Annotated in this window: 24 protein-coding genes; 9 read left to right on the top strand and 15 right to left on the bottom strand. The window is 62.9% G+C overall.

Translation table 11 applies throughout. The annotated features are described in order from the left end of the window. Nucleotides 1-42: 42 nt before the first annotated feature. Nucleotides 43-846: a PP2C family serine/threonine-protein phosphatase gene (locus tag DUGA2_RS08190; protein WP_070268603.1), complete on the top strand. Its 804-nt coding sequence runs from the start codon at nt 43-45 to the stop codon at nt 844-846. Nucleotides 847-865: 19 nt separating this feature from the next. Here DUGA2_RS08190 and DUGA2_RS08185 read toward each other — a convergent pair whose 3' ends face one another. The 6 genes from DUGA2_RS08185 to DUGA2_RS08160 all read right to left on the bottom strand — a co-directional run bounded on the left by DUGA2_RS08185 (nt 866) and on the right by DUGA2_RS08160 (nt 8,789). Continuing rightward, on the bottom strand, nt 866-1,591 hold the full coding sequence (locus tag DUGA2_RS08185) for a hypothetical protein (protein ID WP_229214632.1): 726 nt from the start codon (nt 1,589-1,591) through the stop codon (nt 866-868). Nucleotides 1,592-1,608: 17 nt separating this feature from the next. Further along, nucleotides 1,609-2,706: a cell division protein ZapE gene (zapE, locus tag DUGA2_RS08180; protein ID WP_070268601.1), complete on the bottom strand. Its 1,098-nt coding sequence runs from the start codon at nt 2,704-2,706 to the stop codon at nt 1,609-1,611. Nucleotides 2,707-2,784: 78 nt separating this feature from the next. Continuing rightward, nucleotides 2,785-4,215: a dihydrolipoyl dehydrogenase gene (lpdA, locus tag DUGA2_RS08175; protein WP_008450664.1), complete on the bottom strand. Its 1,431-nt coding sequence runs from the start codon at nt 4,213-4,215 to the stop codon at nt 2,785-2,787. A 15-nt stretch (nt 4,216-4,230) separates the two neighbouring features. Next, nucleotides 4,231-4,542, bottom strand: coding sequence for a PspC domain-containing protein (locus tag DUGA2_RS08170; RefSeq protein WP_070268599.1), 312 nt, complete (start codon nt 4,540-4,542; stop codon nt 4,231-4,233). Between the two features lie 66 nt (nt 4,543-4,608). Beyond that, nucleotides 4,609-5,862: a 2-oxoglutarate dehydrogenase complex dihydrolipoyllysine-residue succinyltransferase gene (gene odhB / locus DUGA2_RS08165; RefSeq protein WP_070268597.1), complete on the bottom strand. Its 1,254-nt coding sequence runs from the start codon at nt 5,860-5,862 to the stop codon at nt 4,609-4,611. A 71-nt stretch (nt 5,863-5,933) separates the two neighbouring features. After that, a complete protein-coding gene (locus DUGA2_RS08160; RefSeq protein WP_070268594.1) occupies nt 5,934-8,789 on the bottom strand; it encodes a 2-oxoglutarate dehydrogenase E1 component in 2,856 nt (951 codons plus the stop codon). A gap of 329 nt (nt 8,790-9,118) precedes the next feature. On the opposite strand from DUGA2_RS08160, the gene DUGA2_RS08155 reads away from it, so the two are divergent. Next, complete coding sequence (locus DUGA2_RS08155) at nt 9,119-10,432, top strand: leucine-rich repeat-containing protein kinase family protein (protein WP_070268592.1); 1,314 nt, start codon at nt 9,119-9,121, stop codon at nt 10,430-10,432. 12 nt (nt 10,433-10,444) lie between these two features. Here the strand turns inward: DUGA2_RS08155 and DUGA2_RS08150 are convergent, their stop codons facing one another. Continuing rightward, nucleotides 10,445-11,362, bottom strand: coding sequence for a LysR family transcriptional regulator (locus tag DUGA2_RS08150; RefSeq protein WP_070269076.1), 918 nt, complete (start codon nt 11,360-11,362; stop codon nt 10,445-10,447). Nucleotides 11,363-11,466: 104 nt separating this feature from the next. On the opposite strand from DUGA2_RS08150, the gene DUGA2_RS08145 reads away from it, so the two are divergent. The 3 genes from DUGA2_RS08145 (at nt 11,467) to DUGA2_RS08135 (ending at nt 13,339) form a co-directional block, all read left to right on the top strand. Continuing rightward, entirely contained in the window at nt 11,467-12,330 is an 864-nt protein-coding gene (locus tag DUGA2_RS08145) for an MBL fold metallo-hydrolase (RefSeq protein WP_070268590.1), read from the top strand. Nucleotides 12,331-12,409: 79 nt separating this feature from the next. Further along, nucleotides 12,410-12,787 (top strand): BlaI/MecI/CopY family transcriptional regulator, encoded by a 378-nt coding sequence (locus DUGA2_RS08140; protein WP_070268588.1) that lies wholly within the window; start codon nt 12,410-12,412, stop codon nt 12,785-12,787. 132 nt (nt 12,788-12,919) lie between these two features. Beyond that, nucleotides 12,920-13,339 (top strand): hypothetical protein, encoded by a 420-nt coding sequence (locus DUGA2_RS08135; protein ID WP_070268587.1) that lies wholly within the window; start codon nt 12,920-12,922, stop codon nt 13,337-13,339. Between the two features lie 28 nt (nt 13,340-13,367). On the opposite strand, the gene DUGA2_RS08130 is transcribed toward DUGA2_RS08135, so the two are convergent. Continuing rightward, nucleotides 13,368-16,136: a pitrilysin family protein gene (locus DUGA2_RS08130; RefSeq protein ID WP_070268585.1), complete on the bottom strand. Its 2,769-nt coding sequence runs from the start codon at nt 16,134-16,136 to the stop codon at nt 13,368-13,370. 131 nt (nt 16,137-16,267) lie between these two features. Here DUGA2_RS08130 and DUGA2_RS08125 point away from each other — a divergent pair, with 131 nt between their 5' ends. Further along, a complete protein-coding gene (locus DUGA2_RS08125; RefSeq protein ID WP_070268583.1) occupies nt 16,268-17,458 on the top strand; it encodes a hypothetical protein in 1,191 nt (396 codons plus the stop codon). 91 nt (nt 17,459-17,549) lie between these two features. On the opposite strand, the gene gltA is transcribed toward DUGA2_RS08125, so the two are convergent. The 7 genes from gltA to DUGA2_RS08090 form a co-directional block, all read right to left on the bottom strand. Further along, nucleotides 17,550-18,851: a citrate synthase gene (gene gltA, locus DUGA2_RS08120; protein WP_070268581.1), complete on the bottom strand. Its 1,302-nt coding sequence runs from the start codon at nt 18,849-18,851 to the stop codon at nt 17,550-17,552. Nucleotides 18,852-18,913: 62 nt separating this feature from the next. Continuing rightward, nucleotides 18,914-19,195 carry a succinate dehydrogenase assembly factor 2 gene (locus DUGA2_RS08115; protein ID WP_070268579.1) on the bottom strand — a complete coding sequence of 94 codons (282 nt, stop codon included), beginning with the start codon at nt 19,193-19,195 and terminating at the stop codon, nt 18,914-18,916. 58 nt (nt 19,196-19,253) lie between these two features. Further along, entirely contained in the window at nt 19,254-19,964 is a 711-nt protein-coding gene (locus DUGA2_RS08110) for a succinate dehydrogenase iron-sulfur subunit (protein ID WP_008450684.1), read from the bottom strand. 10 nt (nt 19,965-19,974) lie between these two features. Then, the gene (sdhA, locus tag DUGA2_RS08105; RefSeq protein WP_008450685.1) at nt 19,975-21,753 is read right to left on the bottom strand and encodes a succinate dehydrogenase flavoprotein subunit; all 1,779 of its coding nucleotides are present in this window, start codon (nt 21,751-21,753) and stop codon (nt 19,975-19,977) included. A 2-nt stretch (nt 21,754-21,755) separates the two neighbouring features. Further along, entirely contained in the window at nt 21,756-22,121 is a 366-nt protein-coding gene (sdhD, locus tag DUGA2_RS08100; protein WP_008450686.1) for a succinate dehydrogenase, hydrophobic membrane anchor protein, read from the bottom strand. 1 nt (nt 22,122) lies between these two features. Continuing rightward, on the bottom strand, nt 22,123-22,545 hold the full coding sequence (gene sdhC, locus DUGA2_RS08095; RefSeq protein ID WP_070268577.1) for a succinate dehydrogenase, cytochrome b556 subunit: 423 nt from the start codon (nt 22,543-22,545) through the stop codon (nt 22,123-22,125). A gap of 250 nt (nt 22,546-22,795) precedes the next feature. Beyond that, on the bottom strand, nt 22,796-23,605 hold the full coding sequence (locus DUGA2_RS08090) for a GntR family transcriptional regulator (RefSeq protein WP_070268575.1): 810 nt from the start codon (nt 23,603-23,605) through the stop codon (nt 22,796-22,798). 246 nt (nt 23,606-23,851) lie between these two features. Between DUGA2_RS08090 and DUGA2_RS08085 the strand changes: the two genes are divergently transcribed. The 3 genes from DUGA2_RS08085 (at nt 23,852) to DUGA2_RS08075 (ending at nt 26,473) form a co-directional block, all read left to right on the top strand. Then, nucleotides 23,852-24,844 carry a malate dehydrogenase gene (locus DUGA2_RS08085; RefSeq protein WP_070268572.1) on the top strand — a complete coding sequence of 331 codons (993 nt, stop codon included), beginning with the start codon at nt 23,852-23,854 and terminating at the stop codon, nt 24,842-24,844. Nucleotides 24,845-24,947: 103 nt separating this feature from the next. Then, nucleotides 24,948-25,952, top strand: coding sequence for a CoA ester lyase (locus tag DUGA2_RS08080; protein WP_070268568.1), 1,005 nt, complete (start codon nt 24,948-24,950; stop codon nt 25,950-25,952). Continuing rightward, nucleotides 25,952-26,473, top strand: coding sequence for a hypothetical protein (locus DUGA2_RS08075; RefSeq protein ID WP_070268564.1), 522 nt, complete (start codon nt 25,952-25,954; stop codon nt 26,471-26,473). The genes DUGA2_RS08080 and DUGA2_RS08075 overlap by 1 nt, the downstream gene beginning before the upstream one ends. The last annotated feature ends 9 nt before the right edge of the window (nt 26,474-26,482 follow it).

The following is a 26,482-nucleotide window of genomic DNA, read 5'->3' as shown; positions in this document are numbered from 1 at the left end:
TTATGATGGCTCGCCCGCACAGTAGGATACAGTGTCAGATATATGAGCGCATACAAAATAGAAGCCGGCACAGCCCAGCACATCGGAAACAGGTCGCAGCAGAACGACAGGGTGGCCCTGTACACGGCCGCCCAGGCGCCCGGCTATGTGATGGCGGTGCTGGCGGACGGCAATCACAGCCCCATCGGTTCGGACCAGGTGCTGTTGACCAGCAAGCATTTATTCGATGAATTGCGGGTCGGCGACACGCCCAGCCTGCCCCGCCTGCAGGAATTGATGCGCGCCATCGCCGAGGAGGCGCACCAGGTCATCAAGATGAATCCGATCGCCCAGACCGTCGAGCCGCAAAGCGCGCTGGCGCTGATGGTGCTGACACCGGCCGGCCAGGCGGTCTGGGCCCATGTCGGCGATGCGCGGATCTACCGTTTCACCGGCGAGACCTGCGCCATGCGCACCAATGACAGCGCCTATGTCGAGCACTTGGTCAACGAGGACAAGCTGCCGCTGGACGCGGCAAAGAAGCACCGCAGTTCCAAGCTGCTCAGCAATGCGCTGGGCAATAGTTTCAAGTCGCCCTACGTCACGCTCGGCGTGCATGAAGGACTGGCCGCGGGCGATGCCTTCCTGCTGTGCTCGGACGGCCTGTGGCAATTATTCAAGGATACGGAACTGGCGGCGGCGGTACAGCGCAACACGCCGCGCCAGGCGGCCGAACGCCTGATCGCCAAGGCCGGCGAGCGCGCACAGGGCAAGGGGGACAACTGCTCGATGGCGATCATCAAGCTGGTGGAGCCGCCCAAGGAAGCGGCCAACTACACCGTACAGAAAATGCGGCGCGCGGTCTGAGAGGCCGCGCACCGGCCGCTTACTGCTTCTTGGCGGCCGAAGCCGCAGCGGCGGCAGCGGCCGCTTCAGCAGCGGCAGCCTTCTTCTTCTCCGACTCTTCATGCGCGGCGCGCTTGGCGTCGCTTTCAGCCTTTTTCTTCGCCACTTTTTCCTGGCGTTTTTGCGCATCGACCTGCTTCTTCTCGAACGCTGCGACAGCGGCGGCGCGCTTGCCGGCATCGGCCGCATCCTGCGCTTGCTGGCGCTGCACCTTGGCCGCATGCTCGGCCTCGCGGTCGACTATCTTGCCACCCTTCGGCGCCGGACGCGGCGTGTCATCCACCACCTTCGCTTCCTTCGGCGGCAGGGTGGCGCGGTAACTCTCTTCCTCTGCATCCTTGCGGGCGCGCTCGGCCAGGTCGGCGTCGCGCTTCTCGACCGAATCGGCACGCTTGAAGTGCTCGGCTTCCACCTCGGTGGCGCGCAGTCTGGACAGCGCCACACGGCGCTTTTCCTTGGCCTGGTCGAGGCAGTGATTGACGAAGAACTTGGTGTAGCACACGCTCTCGCTGGCGGCGAATTCCTCATGCACCACGGCGCGGTCCTTGGCCACCTTGGCCAGCGTGGCGTTGGCCTGCTCGACCGAGCGCGTAGGCGGCACGGGCTGCACATTGCTCTCGGCCTGGACCGGCGCCGCCAGCGCCGCCAGGGCGGCCAGCGCTGCGACGGCGATCATATCGCCCAGCGGTTTCAAACTTGGTCTCATATTTTTATCCTGTTGCTTCAAGCCAGCGCCCCGGCTGCGGCGCGCTGCTCTTTATCCATGTACTCGCGCGATTGCATCTCGACGATGCGCGATACCGTGCGGTGAAATTCGTTGGCCAGCGTGCCGTTGGTGTACAGCTCCTCCGGCTCGACCTCGGCCGACATCAACAGCTTGACGCCCTGGTCGTAGAACACGTCGATCAGCCAGGTGAAGCGGCGCGCCTCCGACGACATCGCGGCCGACATCATCGGGATCCCGGACAATATCACGGTATGGAAGCGGCTGGCGATTTCCAGGTAATCGTTCTGCGAGCGGGGGCCGCCGCACAGGGTGTTGAAGTCGAACCAGATGATGGTGCCGGCGCGGCGCAGCGCGCGGATCTCGCGCGCCTCGATGCGCACCACCGGATCCTCGTCGGCGCTCTCGGCGATGCTGGCGTAGGCCTCGCGCAGTTTGCGGTCGGTGTTGGCGTTGAGCGGCGTCAGGTAGGAATCGACCTGCTCCAGCGCGCGGCCGCGATAGTCGACGCCGGCGTCGATGTTCATCACGTCCAGCTTGTCGTACAGCAGCTGGATGGTGGGCAGGATGCGGTCGCGGTGCAGGCCGTCCGGATACAGCAGTTTCGGATCGTAGTTCGACGTCATGATGAAGGACACGCCGTTGTCGAACAATGCGCTCAACAGGTTGTACATGATCATGGCGTCGGCCACGTCGGAGATATGGAATTCGTCGAAGCAGATCAGGCGGTATTTCTTGGCGATGCGCTTGGCCACTTCATCCAGCGGATTGGCGACGCCGGTCAGCTCGTCGAGCTGGCGGTGCACGCCGCGCATGAACTCGTGGAAGTGCAAGCGCGTCTTGCGCACCAGCGGCACCACCGAATAGAAGCTGTCCATCAGGAAGGACTTGCCGCGCCCTACCCCGCCCCACATGTACACGCCCTTCGGCACGTCGGGACGGTTGATCAGGCGCTTGAAGGTGCTGGAACGCTGGCCCTTGTAGGCCACCCACTCGTCGTAGCAGAGCTGCAGGCGGTCGACCGCGCGACGCTGGGCGGCATCGGCCTTGAAATTGCGCTCTTGCAGCGCATGCTGGTAAAACTCTTCGACGTTCATGTGTTCGATTCTTAGTGGCGGCGCGCAAATAAAAACGGGCGGACCGCAGTCCGCCCGCAGTCCGCTCAGGGGTGCTGCTTAGAAGTTCAGCGTGCGCTTGTCGATTGCCAGCGCAGCTTCCTTGGTTGCTTCCGACAGCGACGGGTGGGCGTGGCAGATGCGCGCGATGTCTTCAGCCGAAGCCTTGAACTCCATCGCGACAACAGCTTCGGCGATCAGCTCGGACGCCATAGGTCCGATGATGTGCACGCCCAGGATTTCGTCGGTCGTGGCATCGGCCAGGAACTTGACCATGCCCGAGGTGTCGCCCAGCGCGCGTGCGCGGCCGTTCGCCAGGAATGGGAAGGTGCCTGCCTTGTAGGCGACGCCGTCGGCCTTCAGTTGCTGCTCGGTGCGGCCTACCCACGCGATTTCCGGCGAGGTGTAGATGACCCAAGGAATGGTGTTGAAGTTGGTGTGGCCGTGCTGGCCAGCCATGCGCTCTGCAACAGCAACGCCTTCTTCTTCCGCCTTGTGCGCCAGCATCGGGCCGCGTACCACGTCGCCCACTGCCCATACGCCTGGCAGGTTGGTTTTGCAGTCGTCGTCGACGGCCACGAAACCACGCTCGTCCAGCTTCAGGCCCACTTTGTCGGCGGCCAGGCCGTCGGTGTTCGGGGTGCGGCCGATCGAAATGATCAGCTTGTCGAACACGGCGGTCTGCGCTTCGCCCTTGGCGTTTTCGTAGGCCACGGTGACGTTGTCGGCGCCCTTGGTGATGGTGCCGATCTTGCAGCCCAGGTTGATGTTCAGGCCTTGTTTGGCGAACAGCTTGCCGGCTTCCTTGGCGATCTGCTCATCGACCGCGCCCAGGAACACAGGCAGGCCTTCCAGCACGGTGACTTCGGAACCCAGGCGGCGCCATACGGAACCCATTTCCAGGCCGATCACGCCGGCGCCGATCACGCCCAGCTTGGCAGGCACGCCTTCGATGGCCAGTGCGCCGGTGTTCGACAGGATCAGTTTTTCATCGAACTCTGCGCCTGGCAGGGCACGGGCGTTGGAGCCGGTGGCGATGATGACTTGCTTGGCGTTGATGGTCTCGTTGGCAGGCGCGGAGATCGTCAGCGGGTAGCCGTCAGCCGTGGCGGCGCCGGCGAACGCTGCGCGGCCGTGGAAGAAGGTGACTTTGTTTTTCTTGAACAGGAACAGGATGCCGTCGTTGTTTTGCTTCACAACGGTGTTCTTGCGCTTCAGCATTTGCGGCAGGTTCAGCGACAGGCCGGCGACATCGATGCCGTGGTCCTTGAACGCGTGGCCGGCGTGCTCGAAGTGCTCGGACGACTGCAGCAGCGCTTTCGACGGGATGCAACCTACGTTGGTGCACGTGCCGCCTGGGGCCGGGCCGCCCTTTTCATTTTCCCATGCGTCGACGCAAGCGACCGAGAAACCCAGTTGCGCTGCGCGGATCGCCGCGATGTAACCGCCAGGACCGGCGCCGATGACTACTACGTCAAATTGTTTACTCATTTTTTTATTTTCCTATCAGTTCTCTTCTGGTACGAAAATCCATAGCAGAATGTAGATGGCGAGTCCGAAGCCAAAGGTCAGCACGAACAATACGAACAGCAAACGCCAGATCCAGGCTTCGACGCCGGTGATCTGTCCCAGGCCGCCGCACACGCCACCCAGCCAGCGATCGCTTTGCGAGCGGCGTAGTCGGGTGATGTCGTTGGAGAGGCCGGAAGGTGCTTCCTTGTCCAGCAACCGGGCTTTGGCAGCGGCGAACTCTTCGTCCGACAGCGCGCCAGCCTGGTGCAATTCGTGCAAACGTTTGATTTCTTCAGATACGCTCATTGATGACCCTCTGAGAATTCCCCCGGCCCGGACGGGCCGGAGGATGTGGCAATGACAGCCCGGCGATTACAGGTCCAGCAGCAGACGTGCTGGATCTTCCAGCGCTTCTTTCATCGCGACCAGGCCCAGTACGGCTTCGCGGCCGTCGATGATGCGGTGGTCGTAGGACATCGCCAGGTAGTTCATCGGACGGATCACGATCTGGCCGTTTTCAACCACGGCGCGGTCCTTGGTCGCGTGCACGCCCAGGATGGCCGATTGTGGCGGGTTGATGATCGGGGTCGACAGCATGGAGCCGAAGGTGCCGCCGTTCGAGATCGAGAAGGTGCCGCCGGTCAGGTCGTCCAGGGTCAGCTTGCCGTCCTTGGCTTTGGCGCCGAATTCGCCGATTTTCTTCTCGATGTCGGCGATCGACATCTGGTCTGCATTGCGCAGGATAGGCACGACCAGGCCGCGTGGCGAACCGACAGCGATACCGATGTCGAAGTAGCCGTGGTAGACGATGTCGTTGCCATCGACCGATGCGTTGATGATCGGGTATTTCTTCAGCGCGGCAACAGCAGCCTTGACGAAGAAGGACATGAAGCCCAGCTTGACGCCGTGCTCTTTTTCGAACTTGTCTTTGTACTTGTTGCGCAGTTCCATGACCGGCGCCATGTTCACTTCATTGAACGTGGTCAGGATGGCGTTGGTCGATTGCGACTGGATCAGACGCTCGGCGATACGTGCGCGCAGGCGGCTCATAGGCACGCGCTCTTCCGGACGCTCGCCCAGGCTGGCGACCGATGGAGCGGCAACTTGTTGCAGTGCTGGCTTGGCAGCGGCTGGAGCCAGTGGGGCTACGGCTGGTGCCTTGGCGCCGGCGGCCAGGGCGTCGCCCTTGGTGACGCGGCCATCTTTGCCCGAACCGGCGACATCGCCAGCGCTCAGGCCTTTTTCCGACAGGATCTTGGCGGCGGCAGGCATGGCCACGTCGCCTTTCGAACCGCCGGTTGCGGCAGCGGCTGCTGCTGGAGCGGCTGCTGGTGCTGCGGCGGCTGGCGCGGCTGCGGCTACTGGAGCGGCTGCTGCTGCGGCTGCATCGGTGTCGATGATAGCGATCAGTTCGTCGGCAACCACGGTGCTGCCGTCGCCCTTGATGATCTTGACCAGAACGCCTGCGGCTGGAGCCGGCAGTTCCAGAACGACTTTATCGGTTTCGATGTCAATCAGGTTTTCGTCGCGAGCGACTGCGTCGCCGACTTTTTTATGCCAGGTCAGCATGGTTGCTTCTGCTACCGATTCCGACAGCTGGGGGACTTTGACTTCGATTTGTGCCATTGTAAAACTCCGTATATTTTATTGTTGCGGCGCCCCGCCGCGTAGCAGCAGGGCGCTCCGTCATTAAGTGATTATTTGGTCAGAATGAAGCCTTTGAGCTTCGAGAACGCCGTTTCCAGCAGGTCTTTTTGCTGGGCGTAGTGCTTGTCGTAGTAGCCGACAGCCGGCGATGCCGACGCTGGGCGGCCGGCGTATGCCAGGCGCTGACCTGCGTCCATGCTCTCGAAGATGTTGTGCTGAATCTGGAACCATGGGCCCTGATTCTGCGGCTCGTCCTGCGCCCACACCACTTCCGCCAGGTTCGGGAACTTCTTCAGTTCGGCAGCGAACGATTTGTGCGGGAACGGATACAGCTGTTCAACACGGATGATGGCGGTGTCGGTCTGGCCACGGGTCTTGCGTGCGTTGACCAGGTCGTAGTAGACCTTGCCCGAGCAGGCGACCACGCGCTTGACTTTCTTGGCGTCGATTTTCTCGTCGACTTCGCCGATCACGGTCTGGAACGCGCCTTTGGCCAGCTCGTTCAGCGAGGAACCTGCATCCTTGTTACGCAGCAGCGATTTAGGCGTCAGGATCACCAGCGGCTTACGGAACTGACGCACCATCTGGCGACGCAGCACGTGGAAGATCTGCGACGCGGTGGTCGGCTGAACCACTTGCATATTGTTGTCAGCGCACAGTTGCAGGAAGCGTTCCGGACGTGCCGACGAGTGCTCTGGACCCTGGCCTTCGTAACCGTGCGGCAGCATCATGACCAGGCCCGAAGCGCGGCCCCACTTCACTTCGCCGGAGCTGATGAACTGGTCGATAACGACTTGCGCGCCGTTGACGAAGTCGCCGAACTGGGCTTCCCAGATCGTCAGCGTGTTGGGTTCTGCGGTCGAGTAGCCGTATTCGAAGCCCAGTACCGCCTCTTCGGACAGCACGGAGTCGATCACGGTGAACGGCGCCTGGCCTTCGGCGATGTTTTGCAGCGGCACGTAGGTGCCTGCATCCCAACGCTCGCGGTTCTGGTCGTGCAGCACGGCGTGACGGTGTACGAAGGTGCCACGGCCGGCATCCTGACCGGTCAGGCGCACTGCGTAGCCCGAAGCGACCAGCGATGCGTAGGCCAGGTGTTCGCCCATGCCCCAGTCCAGGTTCAGTTCGCCCTTGCCCATGTTGGCGCGGTCGCCCAGTACCTTCTCGACCAGCGAGTGCACTTTGAAGCCTTCAGGCACGGTGGTGATACGGCCGGCCAGACGCTTCAGTTCGGTCATCGGCACGGCGGTATCGGCCGAGTCGGTCCATTTGCGGTTCAGGAACGGCAGCCAGTCGACTGCGTACTTGTTCTTGAAGTTCGAGATCACAGGATCGACGGTGTGCTTGCCGGCGTCCATCGCATCGCGGAAGGCGGCTTGCATCTGTTCGCCGCCGTCGGCTGCGATCACGGTCTGGGCAACCAGCTTGTCCGCGTACAGCTTGCGGGTGCCTGGGTGCTGGCCGATTTTCTTGTACATCAGCGGCTGGGTCAGCGCTGGGGTGTCTTGTTCGTTGTGGCCCAGTTTGCGGTAGCAGATGATGTCGACAACGATATCTTTCTGGAACTGCAGACGGTAATCCATGGCGATCTGCGAAGCCAGTACCACGGCTTCAGGATCGTCGGCGTTCACGTGCAGCACCGGTGCTTCGATCATCTTGACGACGTCCGAGCAGTAGATGGTCGAACGCGCATCGCGCGGGTCGGACGTGGTGAAACCGATCTGGTTGTTGATGACGATGTGCACCGTACCGCCCGTGCCGTAGCCGCGGGTCTGGGCCAGGTTCAGGGTTTCCATCACAACGCCCTGGCCTGCGAATGCCGCATCGCCGTGCACCAGGATAGGCAGCACTTGCTTGCCCAGGGTGTCGCCGCGACGGTCCATGCGCGCCTTGACCGAACCTTCAACCACAGGGTTGACGATTTCCAGGTGCGACGGGTTGAACGCCAGCGACAGGTGGACAGGACCGCCGGCGGTCGAGATGTCCGACGAGAAGCCTTGGTGGTATTTGACGTCGCCGGCCGGCAGGTCGTCGCCGTGCTTGCCTTCGAATTCTTCGAACAGGTCTTTAGGCGATTTGCCCAGGGTGTTGACCAGTACGTTCAGGCGGCCGCGGTGGGCCATGCCGATAACGATCTCCTGCACGCCTTTTTCGCCGGCGCGCTGGATGATTTCGTCGATCGAGGCAATGAACGTTTCGCCGCCTTCCAGCGAAAATCGTTTTTGACCCACATACTTGGTGTGGAGGTAGCGTTCCAGGCCTTCAGCTGCGGTCAGGCGCTCCAGGATGTGCTTTTTCTTCTCGGGCGTGAAGTTCGGGGTCGAACGGATCGATTCCAGGCGCTCCTGCAACCAGCGCTTTTCAGCCGGGTCGGAGATGTACATGTACTCTGCGCCGATCGAACGGGTGTAGGTGTCGCGCAGGTAGTTCAGCAGGTCGCGCAGGGTCGCGGTCTCTGGGCCGAAGTAGGTGTTGCTGATGTTGAATACGGTGTCCATGTCCGCATCGGAGAAACCGTAGAAGCTCGGCTCCAGCTCAGGGATCGACGGACGTTCCTGGCGCTGCAGCGGGTCCAGGTTGGCCCAACGGGAGCCCAGATAGCGGTAAGCGGCGATCAGCTGGGTTGCGGCGACACGCTTGCGGCCCATTTCGGCGTCGGCGGAGGCAACCACGGTGCGGATAGGGCCGGCTTTCGCGCGTTCGGCGAAGGAGGCGATGACGGAAGCGTGAGCGACGTCGGGCTTGTTGGTACCGTCGACGGCCGGCACGTGCTGCATGGCGTCGAAATAGGCACGCCAGTTGTCTGGCACGGAACCTGGATTGTTGAGATACGCTTCGTACAGTTCTTCAACGTACGGGGCGTTCCCACCAAACAGGTAGGAGTTGGACGTATATTGTTGCATCATATTGCTCACCTTTCTTCGCGCTTCGCGAGGAATTAGCGGGTTAATCTAACCTTCCGCGACACGGCCTGACCGGTTAGCGGATTGCACATCAAGTTGTGGGGAAGGGCTATAGTTCTTCAGTACTACAAAAATCGGTCATTCAGGATAGCACCGGTATTGTATCCCAACAACCATTTGTACGACAAAAAGCGTAACAAATGTTTCGATATTAATTTTCATTTAAGCCGCATGGCTGCGCGGTCGGCGGGCAATGTTTCCATATTTTTAACGGCTTTTGGGGCTGGTCATGGAGGTTGTAGAATAGCGCTTTCGATCCCCTCCCCGTCTTCATGCACACCCTAGCGCAGTTACGCGCCGGACAACTGGCTGGTATCCAGCGCTTGCAATTGTCCTGCGGTCTTACCGAGTTCCCTCCTGAGATTTTCGACCTGGCCGACACGCTGGAGATTCTCGACCTGTCCAATAACGCGCTCTCCACGCTGCCGGACGACCTGCCGCGCCTGGGCAAGCTGCGCGTGATCTTCTGCTCGGCCAACCGCTTCACGGTGCTGCCGGCGGTGCTGGGCGCCTGCCCTGGCCTGACGATGGTGGGCTTCAAGAGCAACCAGATCCGCGAAGTGCCTGCAGCATCGCTGCCGCCGCAGCTGCGCTGGCTGATCCTGACCGACAATCGGGTCGAAGAACTGCCCGCCGAGATCGGCGCCTGCACGCAGCTGCAAAAGCTGATGCTGGCGGGGAACCGCCTGCGCGCGCTGCCGCCGCAACTGGCCGCCTGCACGCGGCTGGAGCTGCTGCGCATCGCCGCCAACCGGCTGGAAGAGCTGCCAAGCTGGCTGCTCGGCATGCCGCGCCTGTCGTGGCTGGCCTACGCGGGCAATCCCTTCAGCGAGGCGGATGAGCAGGCGGCCGACGCCGCCACCAGCATCGCCGGCATCGCGTGGGAGCGCTTGCAGATCGGGCAGAAGCTGGGCGAAGGCGCGTCCGGCGTGATCCATCAAGCGGCGCTGCAACAGACGGATGGCGAGCAGGACGTGGCGGTCAAGCTGTTCAAGGGCGCCGTCACCAGCGACGGCCTGCCGCGCTGCGAGATGACGGCCTTCGTCAACTCCGGCGACCATCCCAACCTGATCCCGGTGCTAGGCGAGGTGCTGCACCACCCCGACGGCGTGCACGGCTGCGTGATGCCGCTGATCGATCCCGGCTTCGGCAACCTGGCAGGCCCGCCCAGCCTGGAGAGCTGCACCCGCGACACCTACCCGGCCGGCAAGCGCTTCAGCGTCGAGGAATTGTTCGGCATCGCGGGCGGCATCGCCTCGGCGGCGCGGCATTTGCACCAGCGCGGCATCATGCACGGCGACCTGTACGGACACAACATCCTGCACTGCGGCCGGGGGCGCAGCCTGCTCGGCGACTTCGGCGCGGCCTCGCTGTACGCGCCGGACGGGCCGCACGCGGCGGCGCTGCAACGGCTGGAAGTGCGCGCCTTCGGCCTGCTGCTGGAGGAATTGATGGAACGCTGCGACCTGCCAGCCGCCACGCAAGCGTCGCTGGCGGCCTTGCAGGCGCAATGCGTGTCGGCCGATGTCGGCGCCCGGCCGTCGCTTGCGGAGGCCGAGCAGCGGATCGCCTCGCTGCGGGCTTAAGCGCCGGCGCCCTCAGCGCGGCGGCGTGTGCGCCAGCCAGGCCGGATCGCGGGCGAACCATTCCAGCAAGAAGTCCAGCATCGCCCGCAACGCCGGCGACATGTGCTGGCGCGAGGTGTAGATGCCGTAGATGCCCATCTGCTGCGGCGCGTAGTCCGGCAGCAGCGCCGCCAGCTTGCCCTCGGCGATCAGGGGCGCGGCGCTGTACAACGGTTGCAGCGCGATGCCGGCGCCCTCCGCCGCCGCCTTCAGCAAAATCAAATCCTCATTGGCCGACAGATTGCCGCTGACTGGCACCGAGACCGCCTCGCCGTCGCGGTCCGTGAACTGCCACAGGCTCTTGCCGAAATACGTGTAGGTCAGGCAGTTGTGCGCGGCCAGGTCTTCGGCCCGCGACGGCGTACCGCGTTCGGCCAGGTAGGACGGCGCGGCGCACACCACCGAATCGCACTGCGCCAGCTGGCGCGCGATCAGGTTCGGTTCCAGCGCGTTGGTGATGCGCAACGCCAGGTCGATGCGCTGCTCGACCAGGTTGACGGCGCGGTTGTTCATCTGCAGGTCTACCGCCGTGCGCGGGTAGCGCTTCAAAAACGCCGTGACGGCGACCGACAACGCGGCCTGCGCCAGCGACTGCGAACAGGTGATGCGCAGCAGGCCTTGCGGCGTGTCGGCATCGGCGCCGCCCGCCACCTCCATGGCGTCGGCCAGTTCCAGCATGCGGCGGCAGCGCGCCAGCGTCAGGTCGCCGGCGTCGGTCAGGCTCAGGCGGCGCGTGCTCCGGTGCAGCAGGCGGGCGCCGGCCCACTCCTCCATCTCCGCCAGATAGCGCGTCACCATCGCGCGCGACATGTCCAGCGCCTCGGCCGCCGCGATCATGCTGCCGCGCTCGGCGATGCTGACGAAAACCTGTGCCGCCGTGATCCTGTCCATCGATTCGTCCGATTTATGCAATTAACAGGTGCAGATTACCCTATTTTTCTATCGGATAAAGAAATTTATGATGGCGTCATTCCAACTCCACACGAAAGACCATCATGATCAAGCAAACCCTGTTGTCCGCCGCCCTCGCCGCCACCGTAGCCGGCGCCACCGCCGCCCCGCTGAAGCTGGAAGTGTTCAATCCGGGCGAAGCGGCCATCTTCCCGGTTGCCTCGGTGATCGTCAGCGGCGCCAGGGATGCGGTGCTGATCGACGCCCAGTTCTCGCGCGGCGAAGCGCTCAAGCTGGTCGAACAGATCCGCGCCGGCGGCAAGCACCTGACCACCGTGTACGTCAGCCACAGCGATCCTGACTTCTACTTCGGCCTGGACGTGATCCACGCCGCCTTCCCGGACGCGAAGATCGTCGCCACGCCGCAGACGATTGCCGGCATCGAGAAGAAGAAGGATGCCAAGGTCGCGTTCTGGGGCCCTATCCTGAAAGACAACGCGCCGAAGAGCATCATCGTGCCGCAGCCGCTGCAGGGCGATACGATCAAGCTGGAAGGCCAGTCGCTGAAGATCGAAGGCTTAAAAGGCCCGACGCCTGAGCGCAGCTATGTGTGGATTCCATCGATCAAGGCTGTCGTGGGCGGCGTAGTGCTGTTCAACGACCTGCACGTGTGGACCGCCGATACGCAGACCGCCGAATCGCGCAAGCAATGGCTGGCGGCGCTGGACGGCGTAGCCGCACTGAAGCCTGCCACCATCGTGCCGGGCCACTTCAAGCAAGGCACGGCGCTGACGCCGGACAGCATCGGCTTCACCCGCGACTACCTGGTGCGCTTCGAAGCTGAAACGGCCAAGGCAGCCAACTCGGCGGCCCTGATCGCCCGCATGAAGGAGCTGTATCCGAACGCAGGCCTGAACGGCGCCCTGGAAACCAGCGCCAAAGTCGCCAAGGGCGAAATGAAGTGGTAATGCGGTTGCTGCGTTAGAACTAGACAAATGCATCTAGATATTTTATTCTAGATGCATTGTCCCGCACTCCATCGCCATCATGACCACTGCCCCACCGAAGCCCACCCCGTCCGAACTCGAAATGCTGCGCCTGTTATGGCAAAGTGGACCGGCGACCGCCAAGCAGGTGCACCAGGCGGCGGTGGAAGCGCGTCCCGACATGAACTACGCGACGGTGCTGCGGCTGCTGCAAGTGATGCACACCAAAGGCCTGCTGACGCGCGACGAAAGCCAACGCGCCCACATCTACGCGCCGGCGCAGGAGCAGGACTCGCTGCAGACCAATCTGCTGAAAGAGCTGATCCAGAAAGCCTTCTCCGGCTCCGGCAAGGCGCTGGTGCTGGCCGCGCTGCGCGGCGGCCACGTCAGCAAGAAGGAGCGCGAGGAAATCCAGGCGCTGCTGGATCAGGAAAAATAAAGGCTGGGGTCAAGTCTGACATTTGGACACAGGCTCGACCGGAATCACCGCGCTGAGGTTGAGGCCGTGTCCAAATGTCAGACTTGACCCCTCCTGATCTACAATGAGGCCCCATTCATCAGAGCCTTATCTATGATCAGCCGCCTCAATCACTGGCCCGAGCGCCCTCACCCCGTTATCGCCGTCATGCTCGCGTTGGCGATTTGCGCGGTGCCCATCCTGCTGCCGCATTTCCGCGCGCAGGATTTGATGGCCAATCTGTTTGCTTACTTTGCTTGCTGCATCCTGGCCTATCCGGTTGCGGCGCTGCTGCGGCGCCGCGTCACCAGCCTGCTGTCGATCTGGGCGATCGCCATGGTGCTGTTGCTGGGCGTGTGCCTGTATCACACCAACATCCTCGCGGAAACCGCCAACCTGCCCTGGCCGCAGCGCCAGCCTGTCGTCATCGGCAAGTTCCTGTTCAACCTGCCGCAAGCCACGCTGGGCGTGATCGCCTGGTGGCTGCTGGTGGTGCGGCCCGACCGGCGCAACCCCCAGCCCGAATCGGACTGACAGCGCGCCGCCGGCCGCAACCACTACATCACTTCAAAGGCTGGCCGTTGGCATCGAGCTTGATGACTTCGCCCCAGCCCAGCTCGCGCACGCCCGCCTCGATCTTGCGCACGTCGCCCACCACCAGCCACACCACCTGCTCCGGATGGATGTACTTCGGCGCCGCGTCGGCCAGCTGCGCCTGCGTCAGCGCGCTGATGCGGCTGGCGTAGTTGGTCCAGTAGTCGTCCGGCAGGCGCAGGTTCACGCTCTGCAAGGCCGCGTTCTCCAGCGCGTCGATGGACTCGAAGCGGGCCGGCAGGCGCGACGTCATATTGCGCATGATGCTGGCGTATTCCTCGCCTGCCAGCGGACGCTCGCCCGCCACGCCCTTGATCTCCTTCGCCACTTCCAGCATCGCCTCCTTGGTCTTATCGGTCTGCACCGGCGCCATCACCGTGAAGGCGCGCTGGCCACGCACATTGGTCAGGCCCGCCGTGGTGCCGTAACTCCAGTGCTTGTCCAGGCGCAGATTGCGGTTCAGGCGCGAGGTGCTCATGCCGCCGAAGTTCTGCATCACCGGCTCCATCGCCAGATCCTCAGGCTGGCCGTGCGGCAGCGACACGTGTGCCGCCACGATCATCGATTGCGGCGCGTCGGGACGGTCGATCAGGTACACGCGCTTGCCTTGCGTAGCGGGCGCCGCCGCCGACGGCTTGACCGGCGCGCTGCCGGCCGCCCATTTGCCGAACGACGCTTCCAGCATCGGCATCAGCTTGGCCATGGTGGTGTCGCCGGTGACGACCAGCGTCGAGCTGCCCGGCTTGAACCAGTCGCGATGCCAGTTCACCAGATCGTCGCGGGTCAGCGCTTCGACGGTCTTGTCGTCGCCGCTGACCGGTTTGCCGTAGGCGTTGTCGGCGCCGTACAACAGGCCGCCCATCACGCGCTGCGCGCTGCCGGCCGGCGAGGATTTCTCCTGCGCGATCTGGGCGATGCGGCGCTGCTTCTGCAGCTTGAACTGCTCGGCCGGGAAGCTGGCGTTAAGCACCGCGTCCGCCATCAGATCCAGCGAAGCACCGAAGTTGGCCGCGGTCGATTGCAGGCGCACCAGCGTGCGGTCGGCCTGCGTGGTGGTGCCCAGTTGCGCACCCTGCGTTTCCAGCGCGTTCGACAGCTGGAAGGCGTCGCGGGTTTTGGTGCCCTTGTCCAGCAGCTCCAGCGCCAGCGAGGCCAGGCCGGACTTGGCCGCGCTGTCGCTGGCCGCGCCCGCATCGACCGACAAGGCCGCGTTGACGATGGGCGCGCCATGGCGTTCGATCAGCACCACGTTCAGGCCATTGGCCAGGCGCGCGCGCTGCATGGCCGGGAAGCTGACCGCAGGCGCCTCGCCCAGCGGCGGCAGCACCTTGCGGTCGATCGCGGTCTTGCCCGCGGCCAGTTTGGGGAAAGGCTTGACCACCATCGTGTAGTGATGCGCGCCGTGCAGCCATTTGTTGGAGGTCGCCTTGACGTCGGCCGGCTGGGCCGCTGCCAGCGCGCGCAGGTCGTTCAGGTAAGCGTCCGGCGAGCCGCCGAACATCATGTTCTCGGCCAGCAGGCCGCTGCGGCCACCGCCGCCGCCCAGGCGTTCGATCTGCCGTGCGGCATCGGCAAAGAACTTGGTGCGCACGCGCGCCAGTTCCTCGGCGGTCGGCCCCTGCGCCAGCAGTTCATCAACCACCGCGTCGATCTCCCGCTCGACCACGGCGACATCGACACCCTGCTTCAGCGTGGCGCGGATGGCGAAGGTGCCTGCCAGTTCGTTGCCGTCGGCGCGGGCGCTGACGCTGGTGGCCAGGGCCTTGTCGTACACCAGGCGCTTGGTCAGGCGCGCGCTCTTGGAGCCGGTCAGCACCTCGGCCAGGATGGACAGGCGCAGCGTTTCCGGATCGCCCCACACCGGCGCGTGATAGCTGCGCTGGATGCGCACCTGCGCCACCTGGTCTTCCATCTCGTCGCGGATGTCGCGGTCCAGCGTGGGGATCCAGCTGTTGGTGCGCACCAGCGGCGGGCCGGGCGGGATGCCGTCGAAGTATTTCTTCACCGTGGCCAGCGCCTGCTCCGGCTTGATGTCGCCGGCCAGCACCAGTACCGCGTTGTTCGGACCGTAGTAGGTGCGGTACCACTCCTTGATGTCGTCCAGGCTGGCGGCGTTCAGGTCTTCCATGTAGCCGATCACCGGCCAGGAATACGGATGCGACGCAGGATACATGCGCTGCGCTTCTTCGATGTGCACGCGGCCGTAGGGCTGGTTCTCGCCCTGGCGCTTCTCGTTCTGCACCACGCCGCGCTCGCGCTCCAGCATCTCCTTGTTGATGTAGTTGGCGAGGAAGCCCATGCGGTCGGCCTCCAGGTACAGCGTGCGGTCCAGCGCGGAGACCGGCACGTCCTCATAGAAGTTGGTGCGGTCGTTGCTGGTGGTGCCGTTGCGGCTGCTGGCGCCCAGGTCGTCCATCGCTTCGCGGAAGCCGTGCGGATAGTTTTCCGAGCCGTTGAAGAAGAAGTGTTCGAACAGGTGGGCGAAGCCGGTCTTGCCGCGCTTCTCGTTGCGCGATCCGACGTGGTACCAGACGTTGACGCTGACCAGCGGCACGCTGTGGTCTTCATGGACGATCAGCGTCAGGCCGTTTTGCAGCGTGAATTTCTGGTAGGGGATGGTGTACGGTTTCAGGTCGACCACCGCAGCCTTGGGCGCGGCGGCCGGCGCGGCGCCGGCAGGATTGAAGGCGGACGCCACCAGGGCGGCAAGCAGCGATACACGCAGTGTGCGTTTCATATGGTATGAGGAAAGTTTTTTAGAATGCCAATCCTACAATCTTTCTCTTGTTACTCCAAGTAACAATATGAGGAATGGCCTTTTAAATAAGCATGCTATAAAGACAGCACACCGATCATCAGGAGCCCGTCATGTACAGCAAGCTGCCCTTAGTCCCCTTGTCCATCGCCACGCTTTGCGCCCTCGGCGGCTGCGGCGGCTCCGGCGGCGACAGCACCCCGCCGCCGCCCGTGGCCGCCAAATACGCGATAGGCGGCACCGTCGCCGGCCTACCCGTCGGCGCCGCGCTGACCTTGACCAACGGCGGCGACAGTGTCGATGTCCCGGCCAGCGGCAACTTCACTTTCCCGATCGCCGTCCCGGCAGGCACGGCCTATGCCGCCGTCATCAAAACGCAGAGCGCCAGCGCCACCTGCAAGCTGGAAAACGGCAGCGGCACGGTCGGCAGCGCGGCGGTGAGCAACACCGCCGTCAAGTGCGCGCCGGTGCTGCTGGCCACGCTGCCCTTCACGCCCGCCCCGCAGTTCGCGGCCGATTACCAGGGCAACGTCTACCTGGCGGACACGGGCCAGAACGCCATCCGCAAGCTGTCGCCGAGCGGCGTGCTGACGCTGCACGCGGGCGGCGCGGCCGGCGCGCCGTTCACCGCGCCGAACGCGGTGGGCATCAGCCGCAGCGGCCTGCTGCGCGTGATCGACCAGGCGGACGACGCTTCCTACCGCTTCCGCCTCGTCGGGCTGGATGGCGTCGTCAATCCCAATACGACCAAGCTGGCGGGCGTGCGCTACAACTGGATCGCCGCCTCGGCTTACGAGGAACTGGCGGCGGTCGACCAGGGCGGCGCCAGCGTCATGCGCCTCAATCCCAAGTTCGGCACCTCGATCATCACGCGCGCCGAGGTGGCGAGCCTGCTGGCCGGCACGCAAGGCAGCGCCGCCAACTACGCGCCCGCCTCGGTCGTCTACGGCAATGAGACGGACAGCGTGCTGTATATCGCCGACAGCGGCAACTCGGTCATCTACAAACTGGTGCCGCAGGGCGCGTCGACCGTGTTCGCCGGCATCCCGGGCGTGCGTGGCGCGGCCGATGGCGCCGCCGGCGTGGGCAGCCTGAACCTGACCGCCGCCAGCGCGCTGGCGATGGACGAGCAAGGCAATCTGTACGTCAGCGGCAGCGGCGCGGTGCGCAAGATCGCGCCGAACGGCACGCTGTCCACGCCGCAACTGGCGTGGGGCACGCCGGCCCTGTCCAGCATCGCCTATGCGAAACCGATGCTGTACGGCCGCGTGCAAAACACGGTGATCCAGACCTACCTGCCGTAAGCGACAGGCGAAAAAAAGCCCGCCGGCCTGAACGCGCTCAAGAGCGCATTCAGTACCGGCGGGCTTTTTCTCTGCTGCGTGGGACCGGCGATTAACGCTGGTCCAGCGGCTTGACTTCGCGGGTCGTCGAACCGACGAACAGCTGGCGTGGACGGCCGATTTTCTGTTCCGGATCGGCGATCATTTCGTTCCATTGGGCGATCCAGCCGATGGTGCGGGCCATGGCGAAGATACCGGTGAACAGCGAAACCGGGATGCCCAGTGCGGACTGCACGATACCCGAGTAGAAGTCGACGTTCGGGTACAGTTTGCGCGACACGAAGTATTCGTCGTTCAGTGCGATCTTTTCCAGTTCCATCGCCAGCTTGAACAGCGGGTCGTCTTGCAGGCCCAGTTCGTTCAGCACTTCGTAGCAGGTTTCGCGCATCAGTTTTGCACGCGGGTCGAAGTTCTTGTACACGCGGTGGCCGAAGCCCATCAGCTTGACGCCCGAGTTCTTGTCTTTCACCTGAGCGATGAAGGCAGGAATGTTCTCGACGGTGCCGATTTCCTTCAGCATGTTCAGTGCCGCTTCGTTGGCGCCGCCGTGGGCAGGGCCCCACAGGCAGGCGATACCGGCAGCGATACAGGCGAACGGATTCGCACCCGACGAACCGGCCAGACGCACGGTCGAGGTCGATGCATTCTGCTCGTGGTCCGCGTGCAGGATCAGGATACGGTCCAGGGCGCGCACCAGCACGTCGTTGACCTTGTATTCTTCGCATGGATTGCCGAACATCATGCGCATGAAGTTGGCGCTGTACGACAGGTCGTTGCGTGGGTACACGAACGGCTGGCCGATCGAGTATTTGTAAGCCATCGCCACCAGGGTAGGCATCTTGGCGATCAGGCGGATGGCCGATACTTCACGGTGCTTGGCATCGTTGATGTCCAGCGAATCGTGGTAGAACGACGCCAGCGCGCCGACGGTGCCGACCAGCACCGACATCGGGTGCGCGTCGCGACGGAAGCCGCGGAAGAAGAATTGCATCTGCTCGTGGACCATGGTGTGCTTGGTCACGGTTTCGACGAACTTCTCTTTTTCGACCTTGTTCGGCAGTTCGCCGTTCAGCAGCAGGTAGCACGATTCCATGAAATCGGCGTTCACGGCCAGTTGCTCGATCGGGTAGCCGCGGTACAGCAGCTCGCCCTTGTCGCCGTCGATGTAGGTGATCGACGAGTTGCATGCCGCGGTCGACATGAAGCCTGGATCGTAGGTGAACTTGCCGGTGCCGGCGTACAGTTTGCGGATGTCGATCACGTCAGGACCGACGGTGCCTTTGTAGATCGGGAATTCTACCGATGGGCTGCCATCGGAAAACGATAGGGTGGCTTTGTTATCAGAGGTGTTCATGGACTCTTCCTTCTTGGAGAGATGCGACAAATAAAAAAAACGAAATTTTTCTGGGTGTGTCTTTACGCGAGACGCAGCCGCTGCAGCAGTGCGTGCACGTGCGGCAGATCGACCTCGCCTTCCGGCTCCTTGCGGGCCAGTACCAGATCCATCAGGGCATTGTCCGACAAATCGAGGAGCCGCGTGAATGCGTCCACTTCTTCGTCGGTCAATTCGGTTTCATGCGCATCGAGAAAACGGGTCAGGATAATATCGTTTTCCAACAGGCCCCGGCGGGAACGCCACCGCAGGCGCGCTCGGTTGGCGGGGTCGGCCTGATGCGCTGAGCTGTTCGGTTCAGTCATATGGATGTGCTACTTTATACGAAAACGGGCGACGAGGCCGCCGCCCGTGAAATGCAGCTTAGATCGCGCGGCGTACCATCAATTCCTTGATCTTGCCGATCGCCTTGTTCGGGTTCAAACCCTTAGGGCAAACGTCGACGCAGTTCATGATCGAGTGGCAGCGGAACAGGCGGTACGGGTCTTCCAGGTTGTCCAGACGCGCGCCGGTGGCTTCGTCGCGCGAGTCGGCGATGAAGCGGTAGGCTTGCAGCAGGCCGGCCGGGCCGACGAACTTGTCCGGATTCCACCAGAACGACGGGCACGACGTCGAGCAGCACGCGCACAGGATGCACTCGTACAGGCCGTCGAGCTCTTCGCGCTCGGTCGGGGTTTGCAGGCGTTCTTTTTCAGGACGGATCGAATCGTTGATCAGGTAAGGCTTGATCGAATCGTACTGCTTGAAGAACTGGGTCATGTCGACGATCAGGTCGCGGATCACCGGCAAGCCTGGCAGCGGACGCAGCACGATAGGCTCGGTCAGCTCGTTCAGGTTGGTGGTGCAGGCCAGGCCGTTTTTACCGTTGATGTTCATCGCGTCCGAACCGCACACGCCTTCGCGGCACGAGCGGCGCAGGGCCAGCGAATCGTCGACGTCGGACTTGATGCGCTGCAGTGCGTCGAGCAGCATCTTGTCGGTGTCTTTCAGCTCGACCGTCACGTCCTGCATGTACGGCTTGGCGTCCTGGTCCGGATCGTAACGATAAATTTTCAGTTTGAGAGTGCGTGCCATGTTCTAGCCCTTAGAAAGTACGTGGTTTCGGTTTGAAGGTATCAACCGTCAATGGCTTGGTAACGACCGCTTTGTATTCCAGTCGGTTGCCTTCCGAATACCACAGGGTGTGCTTCATCCAGTTGTCGTCGTCGCGGTTCGGGAAATCGCTGTGGGCGTGGGCGCCGCGCGATTCCTTGCGGGCGACAGCCGACGTGATCGTCGCTTTCGCGGTTTCGATCAGGTTGTCCAGTTCCAGCGCTTCGACGCGCGCGGTGTTGAACACCTTGGATTTGTCCTTGAACGACACGTGCTTGCGGCGCTCGTCGAGCACCATGATTTCCTTGGCGCCCTGGGTCAGCAGCTCGTCGGTACGGAACACGCCGCAGTACTTCTGCATCGTGGCGCGGATGTCGTTGGCGACGCCCTGCACTTTTTCCGAACCGGTCGAGGTTTCCAGCTTGTTCAGGCGGCCCATGGCGAAGTCGGCGGCGTCCTTAGGCAGAGGCTTGTTCTCTTTCTGCTTCAGGTTTTGCGCGACCACGTGGTTGCCGGCTGCGCGGCCGAAGACCACCAGGTCCAGCAGCGAGTTGGTGCCCAGGCGGTTGGCGCCGTGCACCGAGACGCAGGCGCATTCGCCGATCGCGTACAGGCCGTTGACCACGCGCTGCGTGCCGTCGCCGTTCGGCGTGACGACCTGGCCGTGGATGTTGGTTGGAATACCGCCCATCTGGTAGTGGATGGTCGGCACGACCGGGATCGGTTCCTTGGTCGCATCGACGTTGGCGAACTTGTGGCCGATTTCCAGAATCGACGGCAGGCGCTTGGCGATGGTGTCGGCGCCGATGTGGCGCAGGTCCAGCATGACGTGATCCTTGTTAGGACCGCAGCCGCGACCTTCCTTGATCTCCTGGTCCATCGAGCGGGACACGAAGTCGCGCGGCGCCAGATCCTTCAGCGTCGGCGCGTAACGCTCCATGAAGCGCTCGCCTTCGGAGTTGATCAGGATACCGCCCTCGCCGCGCACACCCTCGGTGATGAGGACGCCGGCGCCGGCCACGCCGGTCGGGTGGAACTGCCAGAACTCCATGTCCTGCAGCGGCAGGCCGGCGCGTGCCGCCATGCCCATGCCGTCGCCGGTGTTGATGAAGGCGTTGGTCGATGCGGCGAAGATGCGGCCTGCGCCGCCGGTGGCGAAGATGGTGGTCTTCGCTTCCAGGATCATGCATTCGCCGGTTTCCATTTCCAGGGCCACCACGCCGACCACGTCGCCTTCGGCGTCGCGGATCACGTCCAGCGCCATCCACTCGACGAAGAAGTGGGTGCGGGCGCGCACGTTGCGCTGGTACAGGGTGTGCAGCAGCGCGTGGCCGGTACGGTCGGCCGCGGCGCAGGCGCGCTGCACGGCTTTCTCGCCGAAGTTGGCGGTGTGGCCGCCGAACGGACGCTGATAAATGGTGCCGTCAGGATTGCGGTCGAACGGCATGCCGAAGTGTTCCAGCTCGTAGACGACCTTCGGTGCTTCGCGGCACATGAATTCGATCGCATCCTGGTCGCCCAGGTAGTCGCCACCCTTGACGGTGTCGAACATATGCCAGAACCAGTTGTCTTCGGCCATATTGCCCAGCGATGCGCCGATGCCGCCCTGTGCCGCCACGGTGTGCGAACGGGTCGGGAAGACTTTCGACAGCACCGCCACGTTCAGACCGGCTTCCGCCAGTTGCAGGGATGCGCGCATGCCGGAGCCGCCGGCGCCGACGATTACCGCGTCAAAGCGGCGGGTAGGGATTGCAGATTTAATAGCTGCCACGATTACACACTCCAGAGTATCTGTACCGACCAAACGGCACAAGCGACCAACCACAGGATGGTGGCGATTTGCAGGGTCAGGCGAAGGCCGACGGCTTTGACATAGTCCATCCAGATGTCGCGCACGCCGATCCAGGCATGGAAGAACAGGCCGAACAGGGTCACGGCGCTGATCAGCTTGAACCACTGCTGGGCGAACAGGCCGGCCCAGCCTTCATACGTGAAGTTCTGGCCGGTCAGGAAGGAAACCAGCAGGATGGCGGTGTACAGCACCATCATGATGGCGGTCACGCGTTGTGCCAGCCAGTCGCGCATGCCGTAGCCGGCGCCGACTACCAGGCGTTTAGGTCCAACATTGTTGTTTGCCATCTCAGAACACTCCAAACAGTTTGAGCGCGACCACGGCGGTCAGCGCCAGGCTGACGACCAGCACGGTGGCCGACGATTTGCGGGCGGAATCCTTGTCCAGGCCGATGTGGGCATCCATCACCAGGTGGCGCACGCCGGCGCAGAAGTGATGCATATAACCCCAGACCAGGGCCAGGATGATGATCTTGACCAGCGGATAGGAAACAATCCCCTGGTAGTAGGCGAAGGAGATCTCGGAGCGCAAGCTCTGCTCCAGCAGATAAAGCACGAAAGGCAGCAGTGCAAACATCATGAAGCCGCTGATGCGGTGCAGGATGGAGACGATGGCTGCCAAAGGCATGCGGTAGTTGGACAATTCGGTAACGTGGATGTTACGGAACTCCGGCCGTTCTTTTTTTGGGGCTTCCCTTACGGCTTCTGACATAACAAGACCTCCTAAGCATAAACAAAAATATCGAGACTGCGATTTTCGCCGATTTTCGCACTCATAACCAATATCTATTGTTACATATAACCAAAATAGTGTTTGGCAACACTATGCGACGGCTACTTTCCGTAGCTCAACGTATTATCAGCGCAACAATGCTACCGGGGTGTGACGGCGCCCTGTTTTTGCTGCCTGGAGCGGCTTTTCACCTGCCCCAGTGTCTCCTGAATTCCCGGCCTCAGTTTTATTAACTCAGCTCGTTGTGATAGTGATGGTGCTCCGTGGAGTACAGGCCGCGGCGCAGTTCCACCGGCTTGTCGCCATAGGTGAAGGACACGCGCTCGGACGCCAGCAGCGGCGTGTTGGCGTCGATATGCAGCAGGGCCGCATCGTCGGCGCCGGCGCAGACGGCGCGGATCTTTTCGGTCGCCCGTATCATGCGGGTGCCGAACTCGGACTCGAACAGGCCGTACATCGGCCCCTTGTATTCGACCAGGCGCTCGGCGGTCAGCCCCTTGAAGGTGACGCCCGGCAGCCACAGTTCCTCGACGATGGTCGGCACGCCGTCGAACGACTGCACGCGCTTGATGAAGATGACGGCGTCGCCGGACTTCAGGTCCAGCAGGCGGGCCACGTCGGCCGGCGCGCGCATGCGCTTGACTTCGATGAACTTGCTTTCGGGGTAGTGCGGCACGCCCTCGTCGGGCATCAGGCGCAGGAAGCGGAAGTGGGCGCGCGCCTCGTGGTGGGTGGACACGAAGGTGCCCTTGCCCTGCTTGCGCATCACCAGGTTTTCCGCGGCGAGTTCGTCGATGGCCTTGCGTACGGTGCCCTGGCTGACCTTGAATCGGTTGGCCAGTTCCACTTCGCTGGGGATCAACTCGCCCGGCTTCCACTCGCCCGATTGCAGGCTTTGCGTGATCAGGGCCTTGATTTGCTGGTACAGTGGGGAGAAGGTCGGCGACGGATTGGCCGCGGCGCCCGCCGACGATCCGGCCGCTCCGCCGGCGTTGACGGCGGTGGAATTGCTGTTCGGATTGGGCGGGACGGAATTCATAGACCAAGATTTCACCACAAATGGCCCCTGCCGTCCAGAAAAACCGGCAATAACTTATCTGTCTTATATAAGACATAAGATAGGATTGACAGATGCCTGCCACAGGCCTACACTCCCCGGCGAGACGCTATAGCCGACGCTTCCGCATAGATTCTAAGCGCTCAATTTGCAGTATGATTACGGTTTTCCCGGACCGGCTCCGGTCCAGCTTCGAGAACGTTTTAATTCCCACTTTGGAGATTCATCATGGCTAAAACCCCAATGCGTGTTGCTGTAACCGGCGCCGCCGGTCAAATCGGTTACGCTCTGCTGTTCCGCATCGCCAACGGCGACATGCTGGGCAAGGACCAACCAGTCATTCTGCAACTGCTGGAAATCGCCGACGAAAAAGCCCAGAAAGCGCTCAAAGGCGTGATGATGGAAATCGACGACTGCGCCTTCCCGCTGCTGACCGAGATGACCGCCCACTCCGACCCGATGACCGCCTTCAAGGATGTCGACTACGCCGTGCTGGTTGGCGCCCGTCCACGCGGCCCAGGCATGGAGCGTAAAGACCTGCTGGAAGCCAATGCCCAGATCTTCACCGTACAAGGCAAGGCGCTCGATGCCGTCGCATCGCGCAACGTCAAAGTACTGGTGGTCGGCAACCCGGCCAACACCAACGCCTACATCGCCATGAAATCGGCGCCATCGCTGCCGGCCAAGAACTTCACCGCCATGCTGCGCCTGGACCACAACCGCGCGCTGTCGCAAGTGGCCGCCAAGACCGGCACCGCCGTCAAGGACATCGAAAAGCTGTGCGTATGGGGCAACCACTCGCCAACCATGTACGCCGACTACCGCTTCGCTACCGTCAACGGCAAGAACGTCAAGGACCTGATCAACGACCAGGAATGGAACGCCAACACCTTCCTGCCTACCGTCGGCAAACGCGGCGCAGCGATCATCGAAGCGCGCGGCCTGTCGTCGGCGGCATCGGCAGCCAACGCCGCCATCGACCACATGCACGACTGGCACGTCGGCACCGGCGGCAAGTGGACCACCATGGGCGTTCCTTCGGATGGTTCGTACGGCATCCCTGAAGGCACCATGTTCGGCTTCCCAGTGACCACCGAAAACGGCGAATACAAAATCGTCCAGGGCCTGGAAATCGACGCCTTCTCGCAAGAGCGCATCAACATCACCCTGAAAGAACTGACCGAAGAGCGCGAAGGCGTCAAGCACCTGCTGCCGGCCTAAGTTCTGACACCACCCGCAAGTGGAACCGGTTAAACCACCGATCCGCCGCACCCGCCGCGCTGCCGAGAGCAGCGCGGCGTCTGTATCTACTGACCATACCCGCATGCACCCATCCGAGGTTTTATTCCAGGGCAATCGCCAGCCGCTGCTGCTGCCGGCCTGCGACCATTACGCCGGCTCCGAAAAGCTGATGCGCAAGTCGATCGCCCTGCAACAAGAACTTGGCCCCCTGTTCGACATCACCCTCGATTGCGAAGACGGCGCCAGCGCCGGCAACGAGGAAGCCCACGCCCGCCTGGTGGCGGAGCTGCTGCTGTCGGACCAGAACAAATTCAAGCGCATCGGCGCCCGCGTGCACGATGTCCACAGCCCGTTCTTCACGCAGGACGTGGAGATCATCTGCGCCGCCGCCCAGCCGCTGGCCTACATCGCGCTGCCCAAGGTGCACAGCGCCAAGGAGGTGGCGGCCGCGATCAAGATCATCAACGTCCACGCCGCCAAGGCCGGCCGCAAGGACTTGCCGGTGCATGTGCTGATCGAAACCCACGGCGCGCTGCGCGAGGCCTACGACATCGCCGCCCTGCCCCAGGTGCAGTGCCTGTCGTTCGGCATCATGGATTTCGTCTCCTCGCACTACGGCGCGATACCGGCCGCCGCGATGCGCACGCCGGGCCAGTTCACGCACCCGCTGGTGGTGCGCGCCAAGCTGGAGATCGCCGCCGCCTGCCACGCGCACGGCAAGGTGCCGTCGCACAACGTGACCACCGAGATCAAGGACACGGCGGTCGCCGCCAACGATGCCCAGCGCGCCGCCGCCGAATTCGGCTACACGCGCATGTGGAGCATCCATCCGAACCAGATCAAACCGATTATCAAGACCTTCACGCCGCGCCTGTCCGAGGTCAGCGAGGCGGCCGCCATCCTGCTTGAAGCAGAGGCGAAGCAATGGGGGCCAATTTCCCAAAACGGGCGCTTGCACGACCGTGCGAGCTACAGATACTATTGGACCGTTTTGCAGCGCGCCAAGCTGGCCGGGCTGAGTTTGCCCGAGTCCGCCGCCGCGCTGATCAACGGCAGCCCCACCGAACCAACCCTGGAAGCACACTGATGTCCCTCTCCAAACTACTCCTGGCCTGCAGCTTTGCGCTGGCCTCCATGACCCTGGCCGCCGGCGCCCACGCGCAGACCAGCGCGCCGGCCAACGCATCGGCAAAAAAATCCGTCAAGAAGGCAGGCAAGTCCAAAGCCGCCGCCGCCAAGCCGGCCGAAACCAAGACCCCGGATGAAGACGCCGACGAACCGGCCGTGGTCGATTCGGCCGTCACCGAGTTCGACTGCGAGTTGGGCAACAAGATCACCATCTACGAGAACGCCGGCGACGAAGCGCACATCGCGCTGCGCTGGAAGAAGCGCCTGCACCGCCTGACCCGCGTGGGCACCACCACCGGCGCGCAGCGCTTCGAAAACAAGTTGTACGGCCTGATCTGGATCGGCATCCCGGCCAAGGGCATGCTGCTGGACTCCAAGCAGAACCGCCAGCTGGCCAACGAATGCCGCAACGCCGAGCAACTGAAACCGGTCGCCGCCAATGCGTCGGAGCCGACCAGCACCAAGATGACGTTCCACTGATTTAGTTCC

The organism is Duganella sp. HH101 (assembly GCF_001758795.1).
Lineage (GTDB): Bacteria > Pseudomonadota > Gammaproteobacteria > Burkholderiales > Burkholderiaceae_D > Rugamonas > Rugamonas rivuli.
This window is presented reverse-complemented; position numbering and strand designations above follow the sequence as displayed.